General features: G+C 39.0%; 11 protein-coding genes. 7 read left to right on the top strand and 4 right to left on the bottom strand.

The genetic code is table 11. From position 1 onward, the window contains the following. Positions 1 to 13 precede the first annotated feature (13 nt). Both uxaC and uxuA read right to left on the bottom strand, forming a co-directional pair. Positions 14 to 1,429, bottom strand: coding sequence for a glucuronate isomerase (gene uxaC, locus ABIB30_RS18185; RefSeq protein WP_354304454.1), 1,416 nt, complete (start codon positions 1,427 to 1,429; stop codon positions 14 to 16). 72 nt (positions 1,430 to 1,501) lie between these two features. Further along, positions 1,502 to 2,710, bottom strand: a complete 1,209-nt coding sequence (gene uxuA, locus ABIB30_RS18180) for a mannonate dehydratase (RefSeq protein ID WP_354304452.1) — start codon at positions 2,708 to 2,710, stop codon at positions 1,502 to 1,504. A 328-nt stretch (positions 2,711 to 3,038) separates the two neighbouring features. Between uxuA and ABIB30_RS18175 the strand changes: the two genes are divergently transcribed. The 4 genes from ABIB30_RS18175 to ABIB30_RS18160 all read left to right on the top strand — a co-directional run bounded on the left by ABIB30_RS18175 (position 3,039) and on the right by ABIB30_RS18160 (position 10,483). Continuing rightward, complete coding sequence (locus tag ABIB30_RS18175) at positions 3,039 to 4,058, top strand: LacI family DNA-binding transcriptional regulator (protein WP_354304450.1); 1,020 nt, start codon at positions 3,039 to 3,041, stop codon at positions 4,056 to 4,058. 456 nt (positions 4,059 to 4,514) lie between these two features. Continuing rightward, positions 4,515 to 7,646: a SusC/RagA family TonB-linked outer membrane protein gene (locus ABIB30_RS18170; protein WP_354304448.1), complete on the top strand. Its 3,132-nt coding sequence runs from the start codon at positions 4,515 to 4,517 to the stop codon at positions 7,644 to 7,646. A gap of 12 nt (positions 7,647 to 7,658) precedes the next feature. Next, positions 7,659 to 9,200, top strand: a complete 1,542-nt coding sequence (locus tag ABIB30_RS18165; RefSeq protein ID WP_354304445.1) for a RagB/SusD family nutrient uptake outer membrane protein — start codon at positions 7,659 to 7,661, stop codon at positions 9,198 to 9,200. Positions 9,201 to 9,307: 107 nt separating this feature from the next. Next, positions 9,308 to 10,483: a multiheme c-type cytochrome gene (locus ABIB30_RS18160; protein ID WP_354304441.1), complete on the top strand. Its 1,176-nt coding sequence runs from the start codon at positions 9,308 to 9,310 to the stop codon at positions 10,481 to 10,483. Here ABIB30_RS18160 and ABIB30_RS18155 read toward each other — a convergent pair. Further along, positions 10,480 to 10,740 (bottom strand): hypothetical protein, encoded by a 261-nt coding sequence (locus ABIB30_RS18155; protein WP_354304439.1) that lies wholly within the window; start codon positions 10,738 to 10,740, stop codon positions 10,480 to 10,482. The two genes, ABIB30_RS18160 and ABIB30_RS18155, sit on opposite strands and share 4 nt — an antisense overlap. A gap of 10 nt (positions 10,741 to 10,750) precedes the next feature. Next, the gene (locus tag ABIB30_RS18150) at positions 10,751 to 10,906 is read right to left on the bottom strand and encodes a hypothetical protein (RefSeq protein ID WP_354304437.1); all 156 of its coding nucleotides are present in this window, start codon (positions 10,904 to 10,906) and stop codon (positions 10,751 to 10,753) included. A gap of 226 nt (positions 10,907 to 11,132) precedes the next feature. On the opposite strand from ABIB30_RS18150, the gene ABIB30_RS18145 reads away from it, so the two are divergent. From ABIB30_RS18145 to ABIB30_RS18135, 3 genes are all read left to right on the top strand, one after another. Then, positions 11,133 to 11,594, top strand: a complete 462-nt coding sequence (locus ABIB30_RS18145; RefSeq protein WP_354304435.1) for a hypothetical protein — start codon at positions 11,133 to 11,135, stop codon at positions 11,592 to 11,594. Positions 11,595 to 11,721: 127 nt separating this feature from the next. Continuing rightward, positions 11,722 to 12,063, top strand: coding sequence for a PadR family transcriptional regulator (locus tag ABIB30_RS18140; protein WP_354304433.1), 342 nt, complete (start codon positions 11,722 to 11,724; stop codon positions 12,061 to 12,063). Then, entirely contained in the window at positions 12,060 to 15,266 is a 3,207-nt protein-coding gene (locus ABIB30_RS18135) for a glycosyltransferase family 117 protein (protein ID WP_354304431.1), read from the top strand. The genes ABIB30_RS18140 and ABIB30_RS18135 overlap by 4 nt, the downstream gene beginning before the upstream one ends. The last annotated feature ends 157 nt before the right edge of the window (positions 15,267 to 15,423 follow it).

Here is a 15,423-nt window from a genome sequence, read left to right as displayed (position 1 = left end):
AATATATTATTGATTAGCCCCGGTTTAATCCGAAATAGTTTTTAGCATTGTAATAGCAGATATTCTGAATCATCTCCCCTACCCATTTTTCATCATCAGGCAATAATCCTGCTTCCATTTCTGAGCCGAAAAGATTGCACATTATTCTTCTGAAATATTCATGACGGGAATAAGACAGGAAACTGCGCGAATCTGTCAGCATCCCAATAAATGTACTGACCACTCCCATATTTGATAAAGTATTGAGCTGTTTTTCTATCCCGTCTTTCTGATCTAAAAACCACCAGCCTGATCCAAACTGCATCTTTCCCTTAATCCTGCCGTCAGCAAAATTGCCAAGCATAGTTGCAATAACCTCATTGTCTGCAGGATTAAGATTGTAAACAACGGTTTGTGCCAACTGATCTGTTAAAGTCAGGTGACTTAAAAAAGCCGTCAGATTCTCTGCATGCTTATAGTCCCCGATAGAATCAAAACCAGTATCAGGCCCCAGTTTGTGCAGCATTCCTTTATTGTTATTCCGGATAGCCCCCACATGAAATTGTTGTACCCAATCCCTTTCATGATACATTTTACAAAGCTCAGTTAAAATAAAACCTGCAAAGGCATCAGGATCAGAGAATACGGCCTGCTCGGATTTAAGGAAGGTTTTGAACTCTTGTTCTTGCTCAAGGGTTAATATAAAACGGGTTGGTAAAGTACTTAAACCATGATCTGATATAGAACACTGTTGTAAATTAAAAAAGTCAACTCTATTTTTTAAGGCTTCCAGCAGGGAATCTATAGTAGTAATTTCAACTCCTGCTTTTTGGCCCAATACTTTAAGATAGGCTTTGAATGCAGCAGGCTCGCCAATCATAAAAACCTTATCTGGCCGGAAAGATGGTTTGACTTTAATTTCATATCCTTCTTTGATTAATTGCTGATGATGGGTTAAATCATCACAAGGATCATCTGTGGTACTCAACATATCTACCTTGAAATTTTTCAATAAACTCCGGGCTGAGAATTCATCCTGAGCTAAGCGCTCATTGGCCTGCAGGTAAATCCTGTCTGCGGAATCTTTATTTAAATAGCTATTGATCCCGAATGGATTCTTAAGCTCCATATGTGTCCAGTGAAACAAGGGATTTCTTAAGGTTGCAGGTACGACCTCTGCCCAGGCTTTAAATTTTTCTTCATCACTGGCCTCCCCGGTAATGAACTTTTCATCGACCCCCAACGCCCGCATTGCTCTCCATTTGTAATGGTCGCCCTTTAGCCAGATATCGGTCAGGTTATCAAATTTTTTATCTTCTGCAATTTGCAGCGGAGACAAATGGTTATGAAAATCAATTACAGGCAAATGCTTTGCATATTCATGATAAAGCAAAACTGCCTTTTTATTACTTAATAAAAAGTTATCAGTAATGATCGTACTTTCCGTCATATCAGCTAATTTTCGGTTTAATATTTGGTTATAACATTGGTCTTGCAGATTCTTCCTGGTTAATACAAACTCTTACGATTTATTCTTCAGCAGATATTCATTTAAGATTCCAAATTCAAGTCCTCTTAATTCTGCCAGCCCTTTTAAACGGCCAATTGCTGAATATCCTGGATTAGTTTTTTTACGTAAATCATCCAGCATCTGATGACCATGGTCAGGACGCACAGGTATACTGAGCTTTCGCAATTGCTGCTGATTAAACAATTCTTTAACCACCTGATACATATCTACATCACCTTCTAAATGATTATCTTCAAAGAAATCACCCTCAGCATTTCTTTTAGTACTCCTTAAATGTATAAAATTGATCCTTGCAGCAAATTCTCTGATCATTTCAGGCAGGTCATTATCTTCACGAACACCGAAAGAACCTGTACAGAAACACAGGCCATTATTTAAAGATGGCACGGCCGAAAATATTTTACGCAGGTGTACTGCAGTACTCACTACACGTGGTAATCCAAAAATCGCATAAGGCGGATCATCCGGATGCACGACCATTTTAATTCCAAACTCATCGGCCACAGGCATAATTTCCGAAAGAAAATGTACCAGGTGACTGGTCAGTTTTTCTTCATCTATTCCATGATATTGGTCTAAAGCAGCTTGAAATTGTTCCAGGGTAAAGCTTTCTTCACTTCCAGGTAAGCCTGCTATGATATTACGCTGTAACAGGTTTTTTTGTGCTTCATCGGCCTGATTAAACCAGGATTCTCCTTTGATGAGCTCTTCTTTGGTATAAGCCTTTGAAGCAGCTGGTCTTTTTAGCATAAAAACATCAAATGCACATACTGCTGCTTTTTCAAATTTCAAAGCCCTGGCTCCGTTTGGCAATTCAAAAGCCAGATTGGTACGCGTCCAGTCCAGCACAGGCATAAAGTTATAAGTAACAGTATTGATGCCGCAAGCCGCAAGATTCTTTAAAGATTGCTTGTAATTATTAATATAGTATTCAAAGTTTTCAGCCTGTGTTTTAATCGCTTCATGTACGGGTAAACTTTCCACTACATCCCAGGTTAAACCTGCATTTTCGATCAGCTGTTTATGCTTTTCGATCTCCCTGGTCTCCCAGACTACCCCATTCGGGATATGGTGTAAAGCACTGACAATACCGCTGCAGCCTGCCTGCAGAATATCGCTCAGGATCACAGGATCGTTTGGGCCAAACCAGCGCATGGTCTGTATCATTTTATAAATAACTGATTTTTCTGTTACACTCATTATTCAAATCTTTTCAATAAAACTATTCTAAAAAACCATCGTTATGTGGACGCAATTTATAAAAGGCCAAAGGCATATCATTCATATAATCTGTTACAATTAGCCGTCAAACGTTTGATTCTCCGTTTCAAACGTTTGAAATAAATCAGGTTTTACAGCCTGTTAACAGCCTTTGCTATGGTTACTCAATATCAGATTTATTTAATAATTAAAATAGCTGAGGAACATTTTAATTCTTAGTTCTCAGGCGATAAACATGCTGACCCTGCTTATCAAACGTTTGATATAGTTTATTATCTTTATATTTAGGCGATCGTTAACTAACCTAATGAGTACAAAAACGCCCGTAACCCTGAAACTTTTAGCTCAAAAGCTAAAAATATCTATATCTACAGTATCCAAAGCTCTTAACGACTACCCTACCATAAACGCCTATACCAAAGAAAGGGTAAAGCAAATGGCCGCTGAGCTGCATTTTACGCCGAACAAATCTGCGCTTAATTTACAGATTCAGAAATCTTATACCATTGGTATCATTTTGCCAGACCTGATGGATCATTACTTTACCAGAAGCATTTTCGGAATTGAACAACATGCCCGGCAATATGGCTATAATGTAATTATCGGTCAATCTTACGATGACTTGAAAAAGGAAGTTGATCTCGCCAATATGTTGCTGAAAAGTCGTATTGACGGTTTAATTATTGCCATTTCTAAAAACACACAGAACTTTGACCATTTAGATATGTTTGAAAACCTTGGCCTGCCAATCATTTATTATGGCAGAAACCCAAGCTTTAATTTAAGTTGTCATAAAGTATTAAGTAATACTTATCAGGGATGTTATAAAGCAACAGATTTCCTGATTAAGCGCGGACATCAAAGAGTTGCCTACCTGGGCGGCCCGAAAATGATCAGTTTTACGCATGACAGGTTTAAAGGTTATATCAACGCATTGAATGATAACCATATCCCTTTTGATGCCAGCCTGGTCGCTTATACAGACTTTGACAAGGAGAATACCAATAGTGCAATTAAAGAGCTATTTTACAATAGTGAAAACCCGCCTACCGCATTAGTAGCTTTTAAAGAGCAGATTCTGTTTGATGCCATGAAATACCTTCGTGCCAACAAATATGAAAAAATGGAACAAACAGAATTCATTGGTTTCGGAAATATGCCATTTATCCGTTACCTGGACAACCCTCCTCTGGCCTCTATTGAAGAGAATCCCGAGTCTATGGGTGAAAATGCGATTAAACTACTTTTAAAGTTAATTGACCAGAAAACAGACGCAACGGAATACCAAGAAGTTATGGTAGACTGTGAGCTGGTTCTGCATTCATAAAATTCAAACATTTTTCCCGGATAATTTCCGGTTTATTTTCTAATAGAGAAAATAAATCAGGATTTACTATGACCCGAAATCCGGCTCTGTCAGGTTCAGTTTTTTAACGTTGGCAGTCTCCGGAAACTACGGGACTAAACGTATAATTTACACCATCATGAATTCCCCGATAAGCTTCCTTTAGAAGCACACAAACCCCGATTTATTTCAAACGTTTGAAATCAAGAAACAAACGTATAATGAGCTGATATAACACATTTCTGTAAGGAGTTACTTATTGCCTTTTCTAAATTGCGCCGGCGTTAACGAATTGTTCTTATTTATTAAATTAAATGATTAACATTTTTGAAACCAATTAACCAGATAATGATAATCACCATCTCAAAAAAACAACTCGGTTTACCCAAACGTGCAACTATTAACTAATCAAATATTTACTTTTTAAATTCCCAATGTATGAAAGGAAGATTTACTCTTATTTTCTTGCTTACCTGTGTACTCTTTTTCCCCGCAACATTAGTTGCGCAGGATATCAAAGTATTAGGTAAAGTAACAGACCAGGTAGACGGATTGCCGCTTCCTGGTGTTTCAATTACCATAGAAGGTACTACCAGGGCTACCTCGACAGATCCCAATGGTAAGTTTACTATATCGGCCCCTATCGGTGCAAAATTGTTGATCAGACTGGTCGGAATGTCTAATAAAACAGTTACGGTAGTAGACAATGCACTTTTGAATATATCCTTAACAGAAGATACAAAAGCATTATCAGAAGTTGTTGTCGTAGGTTACGGCGTACAGAAGAAAAGCGTAGTCACTGGTGCGATATCTGGCTTAAAAGCTTCAGATCTGGAAAATCAGCCTGTTACACGTATTGAACAATCCTTACAAGGAAGAACCTCAGGAATAACTATTGCCAGCAGTTCTGGTCAGCCGGGCGCTGCAGCAACAGTAAGAGTAAGAGGGATCAGCTCTTTTAACAGAGATGGAAATGGTGACAATAACCAGCCATTATGGGTCGTTGACGGTGTGGTTATAGATAACGGAGGAATCGGTTTTATCAATCAATCGGATATTGAATCTATTGAAGTTTTAAAAGATGCGGCTTCACAAGCAATTTATGGCGCAAGAGCAGCAGCAGGTGTAATTTTGGTAACCACTAAAAAAGGTAAAGCAGGTGGTATCCGCGTAAATTACAATGGATATTATGGTGTGTCAGGGCCATCTAAAAAACTAAAGTTACTGGATGCTACTCAATATGCCATTATTCAGAATGAGACCAAAACAAATGCTGGTAAGCCTGCTATTTTTGCAGATCCACAATCTTTAGGCAAAGGAACAGACTGGCAGGATATTATCTTCAACAGTAGTGCAAAAAGACAATCTCAGGAATTCAGCTTAAGCGGAGGTAATGATGTATCTACCTTCTATTCATCTGTTGGTTATTTACAGCAAGATGGGATTGTAGCAACGGATATTTCTAAATATAAAAGAACAAATATCCGTTTGAACTCAACACATAAATTAGCTAAATGGTTAACTCTTGGACAGAACCTGGGCTATTCGCACGACAAATCACTCGGACTTGGGAATACCAATTCTGAATTTGGGGGCCCATTAAGTTCGGCAATTAACCTGGATCCTATTACACAGGCTGTAATTACAGATCCTGCAGTAGCAGCTTTATCGCCATACAATAGACCTGATATTGTAAGAGATGCACTGGGCCGTCCTTATGGGATCTCTCAGTCTGTAGTACAGGAGATGACTAACCCACTTGCTTACATGCAAGTAAGACAGGGAAATAATAGCTGGGCCGACAATATTGTTGGAAACGTTTATGCTGAATTAAAACCAATTGCAGGATTAACACTGAGATCTACATTGGGTACTAAGTTGGCCTATTATGGCAATGAGAACTTCTCGCCAATGTCTTATTTGAACTCGTCTTCAATTACGACTCAAACCTCCTTTAACCGTAAATTAAACCGCACGATCAGCTGGAATTTAGAAAATACGGCTTCTTATACCAGAGCCTTTGACAAACATAATTTCAGTGTTTTAATAGGACAAGGTTTATACTCAGACAATAACAGCATCGGTACTGATATTACCTATTTTGGAATCCCAGTAACTACATTCAAAGAAGCATCCCTGAATTTCAAAGTTCCTAATGACAAAAAAGTAGCCTTAGGTTCTGAAGGAAATATACATAAAGTAGCTTCCGTATTTGCCCGTTTAAATTACAATTACGATGAGAAGTATATTATTGAAGGTGTAGTCCGCAGAGATGGTTCTTCCCGTTTTGGTTCCAACTATAAGTTTGGTGTCTTCCCATCAGTTTCTGCTGGATGGGTGGTTTCAAAAGAAGACTTCTTTCCTAAAAACGATGTCATTAACAGTCTGAAATTCAGAGGTGGATATGGAGTGGTAGGTAATGACAACATTGATGACTTCCAATATGTTGCGCTGATTGGTGATGGCCGTGATTATACTTTTGGTACCGATCAGGTTTATAACATTGGTTATAGCCCTCAGGCTGCATATGCGAGCCCTAATTTGAAATGGGAAGAAACAAGAGCGACCAATATTGGTATGGACTTAACGTTTTTCAAAAATTTCACTTTAACCGTAGAATGGTATAATAAACTAACCAAAGATATTCTTCAGAAACCTCGTATTCCATCTTACCTGGGATCAGCAAGTAATCCAGCTGAGAACATTGCAGACATGAAAAACAGCGGGATTGAGATTGAATTAGGTTACCGTAAACAAATCGGAGAAGTTAACTTTAGTGTAAATGGTAATTTTTCTTACCTGAAAAACGTAGTGACTAATCTGGGTGATGGTATTGATTTTCTGTCAGGTGGCCAGAGTTTCAAAGCGACCACCTATCCTATTACCCGTACAGCTGTAGGTCAGGCTTATAATTCATTCTATGGATTTAAGACTGCAGGTATTTTCCAGACACAGGCTGAGGTAGATAACTATATCGGTCCAAAAGGAAAAATACAACCTAATGCTAAACCTGGAGATTTCCGTTGGGTGGATACAGATGGGGATGGCGTGATTGGTGAAAATGACCGTCAGTTTATTGGTAACCCTACTCCAAAATATTCATTTGGTATTACCTTAAATGCTGCCTATAAAGGATTTGACATCAGCGTATTCGGACAAGGTGTTGCAGGTAATAAAATTTTCCAGGGTTTACGTCGTCTGGATATCAACAATGCCAATTATCAAACGAGTGTATTAAATCGCTGGACTGGTGCAGGAACAAGCAATACTTACCCAAGAGTTGTAGATGGAGATCCTAATAAGAACTTCACTAACCCTTCTGATTTCTACCTGGAGAAGGGTGACTATTTCAGAATAAAAGTTCTTCAGATTGGCTATAACCTGCCAAAAGCTAAAATCAGCAAACTGGGACTACAAAAAGCCCGTGTTTATGTGATGAGCGAAAACCTGGTCACCTTTACCGGTTACACTGGCTATGACCCGGAAATTGGTGGTGGCGTATTAAGTATTGACAGAGGTATCTATCCTCAGGCAAGATCATTTATGCTTGGTTTAAATATTGGATTTTAATAATAAAACAGAATGAAAAGATATATAACATATACAGCAGGACTTTCAATTGTACTTTCATTATTCAGTTCTTGCAAAAAATTCGTAGAAACTGATCCGAGAGGTCAATTTACTCAGGAAGGTTATTACAGAAATCAGGCAGAGGTGTTCAATGGTTTGGTTGCTGCTTATGACCCGCTGGGCTTTCAAGGTGGTGATTATGTGAGTAAAATTACGGCGATGAACGCAGGTTCAGATGATAACCTTGCCGGTGGTGGAGGTTCGAGTGATTTTACACCGCTGCAGGCCATTTCCAATTATACGTTAATACCAGCTAATGGGCCGCAAGATGCACTATGGAAAGGTGGATTTTTAGGCGTATACAGAGTAAACATCTTACTTTCTAAAATAGATGGAGCAACTATGCCCGAAGATATCAGGTCGAGATATAAAGCAGAACTTAAAGCTTTAAGAGCTTATTACTACTTTGATCTGGTACGCTTGTTTAAGAACATTCCATTAATGCTTACACCGGTTGCACCAGAACAAGCTTATAGCGTATTGCAAGTTACGCCGGAAGAGGTTTATACACAGATTGAAAAAGACCTGAAAGAAGCTATAGCAGAAGACAAATTACCAAATACTGTCCCTAAAGCAACTGAGGCAGGAAGAATGACTAAAGGTACTGCACATGCGCTTTTAGGCAAAGTCTATCTTTATGAGAAAAAGTTCACAGAATCTGCTGCTGAATTTGCATTGGTAAATGGAGTGCCTGGTCAACTGAATTCAGTTTATGGTTATAAATTGCTGGATGATTTTGCTGCGCTTTGGAAAACTGTGAACAAATTTAATACAGAGTCGATATTAGAAATCTCCCATACTTCTAAGGGAAACGGAGCCTGGTCTTGTATAGAATGTACAGAAGGAAACTTATTGAGTATTATGCTTGCACCAAGAGCTTATACGGCTTTATTACCTGGAGCACCGGATTATGTATCTGGATATGGCGCACTGATAGTCACTAAAAACTTCTTTGACTTTATCCATTTTGACCCCCGTAATAAAACTTCTGTTGCCAACCTGGACAGCTTGAAAAAAGCAGGGGTTGCTAAATATGACAATAGTTATGAAAACACAGGATTCTTTGTGGAGAAATTTGCAGGCAGGGCATCAGACAAATCTACCGGAGGAGGGCCTTCAGAATTAAACTATCCGCAAAACACATACGAAATCAGATTAGCTGATACTTACCTGATGGAAGCCGAAGCCATAGTACGCGGTGGCGGCGATCTTTCCAGAGCAAGAGCTTTAATTGCAGCAGTAAGAAACCGTGCTTTTAAAGACGGAAAAGATCATGCTGTAGATGCGACGTTAGATAATATCATTACAGAAAGACGTGCGGAGCTTGCTTTTGAAGGTCAGAGATGGTTCGATCTGATCAGATGGGGCAAAGCGGCTACCGTTTTAGCATCCAAAGGCTTTATTGCCGGGAAACATGAAATTTTACCTATTCCATTGAAAGAATTGGAGAATACTAAACTCGTTCAAAGTAAAGAATGGGGCGGTACTAAATAATAGTATTAATAGTTATTTTGAGTGCAAGGTGAATGTTTTACATTCACCTTCCTTATTTACCCCCTCTAGCAAACCTGATCAGGAAGATATCTTTAAATTATTAAAAATTGAAAAGACGGTTATTCTATATTTTAAGTCTGATGGCTTTGCTGGTCGCACTGCTCATTCAATGTATCGATTTTAAAAAAGCAACCCCAGCAACTGAAAAAACTATTGCCGGGGCTGCTACTTGCAGGCAATGCCATGCACAGATTTCGGATGCCTATCTTCAAAACCCTCATCAGCAAACCTCTCATGCAGTTACGGGTACTAAACTTATAAATAACTCTCCACTACCTTCATCAGTTTATGCTTTTAATGCTCACTTAAAAGTGAAAGTGGAGCAGCGGAACGGTTTCGCCTATCAAGTTGCTTATCATGATGGTGTAGAAACCATCGCCCGTCGCTTTGATATTTCTTTTGGTTCTGGAGAAAAAGCGGTTACTTATGGAACCTGGGAAGGAAATCAGCTTAAACAACTCCCCCTCTCCTATTTCAGAAAGGTAAAAAGCTGGGTGAACAGCCCTGGATTTCCGCAAAACACAGCACATTTTGGCAGGACAATTGACCTGCACTGCCTGGAATGCCACAGCTCTTTTGCAGCGCGCAAATTAGTGCAGGATGGGCCTTTAAAAGTAAAAGAAGAATTAGTTAAAAGTGCTGTGATTTATGGGATTGATTGTGAACGTTGTCATGGCCCGGCAGGAAAACATGTAGAATTCCATTTAGAACATCCTCAGGAAAAAGCGGCTAAATATATTGCACTATATCAAACACTGACCAGGAAGCAAAAAACAGATGCTTGTGCAACTTGTCATGGAGGAAATGATATGGAAATACTGAAATCCATATTCGCCTTTAAACCTGGTGATGATCTGCGTGATTATTATAGCAATGCAGCCGGAAATAATGCAAAAAAAACACCGGATGTACATGGCAATCAAAGCGAAATGTTAGCTGAAAGCAAATGTTTTATTCAGAGCAAAACGATGGATTGTTCTTCCTGTCACCGTACACATGAAAACCTGAAAGGGAATTTGACAAGTTATTCTCAACGTTGTATCAGTTGCCATGCAACAATTAAACATAGTGCGCTGACTTTAAAAAATGCAATAGTCAAAACAAATTGTATAGACTGCCACATGCCCAAACAGGTTTCCGGAGTTATCACTTTTCAGCAGGCTGGAAAAACGGATATCTCAGCTTATCAATTAAGAACACATAAAATCGGAATCTATCATTAATCCAGCTGCACTTTTAGCAACTCCATAGCTTTATCTTTGAGCATTACAGCTTCCTCATATTTAAGAAAATGTTCATCTGAGGTCATCATAAAATCAAGCTGTCCCCTAAAAGCAGATGCAAATAAAGTGGATGGGTTTCCAAAAGGAAATATTGTGACCGGCGAATATATGACCTCAACTTCAACCGGGCCGTAGTTTTCCTGAATAGTAGCGTAACCCATATTTGAAAAAGTGAAGTCATGTGCACCTGCATCCACTTTTGCATATTTAGCCAGCTGAGGTAGAAAGCTGAAAGTCCTTCATCAAGCAGGAAGATCCGATAGACATTAGTTTTTTTATTTTCAGCAGCAGCTCTTCTTTAAACAAGGGTGCCTGATCCCAGAAACCGATGTTGCAATCTCCTTTAAGCTCTGATTCAATCATCGCAGGGAAAGCGAATAACGGGTCTTATAAAAATACCAGATATGCCTTCAGATTACCAAGCGTATTAACACGCAATAATTTAGCTAACTAACTAATTAAAAACACTATAGATAACTGTTTATTTAATTTAAATTCCCCGTTATACAATTATTTTACTAGATTGTATCTGTTTTAATTTTTTAATTAAATGCCGCTTTAACCTAAATTAACCCCTTAACCAAGTTAAATGAAATTTCAATTCTTACTGCTCGCCGGACTTACCAGCCTGGCTGCCTGCACAGACAAAGCTCCGTCTTCTACTACATTAACAAATCAATCTATTGCGGGTACCTGGAAACTGGTATCCAGTAAGGTCACTACAGGTGCTAAAACAGAGGTTACTTACCCTGTAAAGGGACAGGAAATGATTAAATTATTTAATGGGACACATTTTGCCTTTTTTAAACATGATTTAGCAAAAGGGGCTTTACCAGTTCCAGTTTACGATACTGGCGCCGGGACCTTTTCACTTAAAGGTGATCAATATCAGGAACATTTAGAATATTGTAATTACCGTGACTGGGAAAACAGAGATTTTAAATTCACACTGACTTTAAAGAATGATACGATCACACAGAAAGGTATTGAGAAAATTGACAGCTTAAATATCAATCAGGAAATCGTGGAAATTTATACCAAGATACAGTAAGTGTAAGCATGGTTTTCGCTTTAAAAAGGCTGTTTCTTTACAATTCCCTTCAATAAAACACATTAAATAACTAAAAATCAGTATACATAATTTTCTTATGTATATAAGAAAGTTATATATTTGTGTTATGAGTACAGCAAACGGAATGTTAAAGGGCAGCCTGCAAACTATCATTTTGAAACTTCTTCAGGAAAATGAGAAGATGTATGGTTATGAGATCACCCAGAAGGTGAAGGAAATCACCAATGGAGAAATTAAACTAACAGAAGGAGCCATGTATCCCAGTCTGCATAAACTGGAGGCTGATGGTATGTTAAGCACCAGTACAGAATTAGTGGACAACAGAGTCCGCAAATATTATGCACTGACCACTGCGGGCAAAAAAGAAGTAGAAAACAAACTTCAGGAAGCCGAGAGTTTTATTGGGAATCTGCAATTGCTGCTTAACCTCAAATCTAAGCTCTCATGAAATTAACTACGCAGCAACATTTAGAAATACGGCAGCATCTGCTGAGCTTATCGCTCACTGAAAACATGCTCGATGAATTATATGATCATCTCCTTACTGCTCTGGAACAAAAACCGGCTTCTGCTAAATTCAATATGACTGAAGTGCGTGAATTGATCGCTGCAGAATTCAGCGAACTGATCAATACGCCAGAAGAAAAAAAGAAATATCGCCTGATCAATACGATTGCTGGCTTTGTGCTTTTTAGCATTGCGCTATTAACTTATTGGCTTACGATGGAACCTACTGCAAGTTTCTATGATTGCGGAGAATTTATTGCGACCGCTAACAAATTACAAGTCGGACACCAGCCAGGTGCTCCTCTTTTTCTGATGATCGGTAAAATGTTCAGTCTGCTGGCCATGGGTAACACGGCAAAAATTGCTTACTGGATTAATTTCAGTGCCGTGCTTGCCAGTGCAGCTACGATTATGTTCCTTTTCTGGACCATCACAGCGCTTGCTTCCAAAGTTTATAGCAAAGAAAAAGTTGGCAGTAAAACCTTCAGTATCACTGCAGCCGGAGCTATAGGTGCGCTCGCTTACACCTTCTCGGATACCTTTTGGTTTTCAGCAGTAGAATCTGAAGTCTATGCGCTTTCCTCACTATTTACTGCAGTTACTTTCTGGGCCATTTTGAGATGGGAGAGCGAAACCAATAACCGCTGGCTCATTTTCATTTCCTTTATTGTCGGTCTTTCTATCGGTGTTCATCTTTTAAGCTTATTGACCATACCTGCTGTAACCCTCGTTTATTACTTTAAAAAGGTGAATAAACCTGGAATCCTGGGAACAATTAAAGCCTTTTTAATTGGCTGTTTGATCGTCGGAATTGTTCAGTTTGTCCTGATTCAGTATTTTGTTCTTTTCGCCGCAGAAGCTGACCTTCTTTTTGTCAATACTTTTGGCCTTTTCTTTGGCTCAGGTGCAATATGTTTCATTTTACTCTTTGCTGCAATTTTGTATGGCGTAATAAATTACTCCATACGTCACCAAAAGTATAACCTGAACATGGGGCTGCTTTGCCTGGTATTTGTTCTTTTTGGCTTTAGCTCCTACCTGATGATTTTGATCAGGGCAGATGCAAAAACCAATATCAATTTAAGCAATCCGGATCAGCCATTTTCTCTCTACGATTATCTGGGACGTACAAATTACGGATCTGTACCTTTAATTTACGGTAATACTTTTGATGCTAAAGTAGTAGAGAATAAAGAAACCGGAAATACATACCGTAAAGGAGCTTCAAAATACGAAATATCCGGAAAAACCTATAAAACTGTTTACGACAAAAACATCCTCTTTCCAAGAACCTTCAGTCAGAAAGCAGGACATGATAAATATTATCAGCAATGGCTAAGTCTGAGCGAAGGGCAAACGCCAACGTTTACCCAGAATCTGAGCTTTTTTACTTCATGGCAGTTAGGTTTTATGTACTGGCGTTATTTCTTATGGAATTTTGCAGGAAGACAAAATGATGTTCAGGGTGTTGGAAATGTACAAGATGGAAACTGGATTACCGGCATTAAACCGCTGGATAGCTTACGTTTAGGTAGTCAAACTGATCTCCCTGCCACAATCACCACCAATGCCGGACATCAGGTGTATTATGGATTACCGTTATTAATGGGAATTGCCGGACTGATCTGGCTTTACCGCAGAAACAAAAAAGACGGAATTGTGGTAATTACCTTGTTTTTCTTTACTGGAATAGCAATTATCCTCTACCTGAATCAAGATCCATTACAACCAAGAGAAAGAGATTATGCTTATGCAGGTTCATTTTATGCCTTTGCCATTTGTATCGGCTTTGGTGTACTGGCCCTCAGAGAACTTTTATCAAAAATAGCCAGGCAGAAGTTAAGCCTGGTCATCGCTACAGGAATATGTTTACTGGCGGCACCCGTATTAATGGGTGTGCAAGGCTGGGATGATCATGATCGCTCCCATAAAACCACGGCTACAGATTGGGCTAAGAATTATTTAAATTCTTGCGCACCGAATGCGATCCTTTTTACGAATGCAGATAATGATACTTTTCCACTTTGGTATGCACAGGAAGTAGAAGGTTTCAGAACTGATGTACGTGTCATCTGTATGCAGTTTTTACCCGATGCCTCTTTTATTAATCAACTGAAGAAGCAAATGAATAAATCTGCAGCATTACCTATCACGATGGCTGAAGAAAAGTATGTTTCTGGTGTCAGGGATTATCTGCCTTACGTAGATTATGGATTGACTGATAGTGTAGAGTTGAAGGATTTGTTTTCTGTGATGACTTCTGAAAACAAAGAAGATCAGGTACAGATGACCGATGGCACATTTATGAATTTTCTGCCCACTAAAAAGCTAAAACTCACTATAGATCCCGAACAACTCGTTAAAACGCATACCATCACTCCTGCTCAGCAAGCGCAGGTGAGCAAAACGATGGAGTGGAACTTTAATAAATCTTATGCCAGTAAAGGCGATTTAGCCCTATTTGATATCCTCATTCATAACAATTGGGAGCGCCCGATATACTTTGCGACCTCGGTATCACAAGATACTTATATAGGTCTTGATCAATATCTTTACCTGGAAGGATATGCATACCGTTTACTCCCTTTCAAAACTTCAGCAGAGGATAGCAGAGATAAAAGTGACAAGACTAATTCGGATGTGATGTATGCAAATGTGATGCAAAAAATGGATTATACCGGATTCAATAAGGCATCTTATCTGGATCAGGAATCCAAAAGAATTGTATTTTCTACCTGGGGATTTAACAATACACTTGCTGGCAATCTGATTATGGAAGGAAAATCCGCAAAGGCCGCACATCTGATACAGAAATGTCTGAAAGATTTACCACTGACTAATTATTCGGTAAGAGATACGGTAAACAGGATTAGTACCATTCAGAATTTATATGCGCTGAACCGGATTAAAGAGGCGAATCAGCTCACTAAAGAAACAGCTGGTTTCCTTGCTCAGGAGTTCAGCTATGTCTGTACACTGGCCCCGGAATTCCAGCAGGCTTATTTGCAGGATACAAGATTAAGCTTGTCTGTTTTACATCAGCTCGATCAATTGACAGCTGGTTATAAACAGCAGGAATTAAACCGTGTTATTAAAGATGCGTTTAATCAAATGATAGATAAATCAGGTATCAGAAGAAGCTGATATGATACTGTTATAAATAACAAAAGAGATCAATTAATCATTATCGTTTCACGAAAGACAATGAACTATTCAGCAAGTATCAGTGTTCGGTGTTGAGAAGGGGGGGGGGGGGGGGGGTGATGGGGGCGGACCACCCCCACCACCCCACCCCCCAAAA

Source organism: Pedobacter sp. UYP1 (genome assembly GCF_040547305.1).
Taxonomy (GTDB): Bacteria; Bacteroidota; Bacteroidia; order Sphingobacteriales; family Sphingobacteriaceae; genus Pedobacter.
Note: the sequence above shows the minus strand (reverse complement) of the source record. Positions and strands in the feature narration are given on the sequence as shown.

Coding starts and splice junctions, on each gene's coding strand:
- ABIB30_RS18140 (WP_354304433.1), top strand. CDS start 11,722: ATGAGTACAGCAAACGGAATGTTAAAGGGCAGCCTGCAAACTATCATT.
- ABIB30_RS18145 (WP_354304435.1), top strand. CDS start 11,133: ATGAAATTTCAATTCTTACTGCTCGCCGGACTTACCAGCCTGGCTGCC.
- ABIB30_RS18150 (WP_354304437.1), bottom strand. CDS start 10,906: ATGATTGAATCAGAGCTTAAAGGAGATTGCAACATCGGTTTCTGGGAT.
- uxaC (WP_354304454.1), bottom strand. CDS start 1,429: ATGACGGAAAGTACGATCATTACTGATAACTTTTTATTAAGTAATAAA.
- ABIB30_RS18175 (WP_354304450.1), top strand. CDS start 3,039: ATGAGTACAAAAACGCCCGTAACCCTGAAACTTTTAGCTCAAAAGCTA.
- uxuA (WP_354304452.1), bottom strand. CDS start 2,710: ATGAGTGTAACAGAAAAATCAGTTATTTATAAAATGATACAGACCATG.
- ABIB30_RS18135 (WP_354304431.1), top strand. CDS start 12,060: ATGAAATTAACTACGCAGCAACATTTAGAAATACGGCAGCATCTGCTG.
- ABIB30_RS18170 (WP_354304448.1), top strand. CDS start 4,515: ATGAAAGGAAGATTTACTCTTATTTTCTTGCTTACCTGTGTACTCTTT.
- ABIB30_RS18165 (WP_354304445.1), top strand. CDS start 7,659: ATGAAAAGATATATAACATATACAGCAGGACTTTCAATTGTACTTTCA.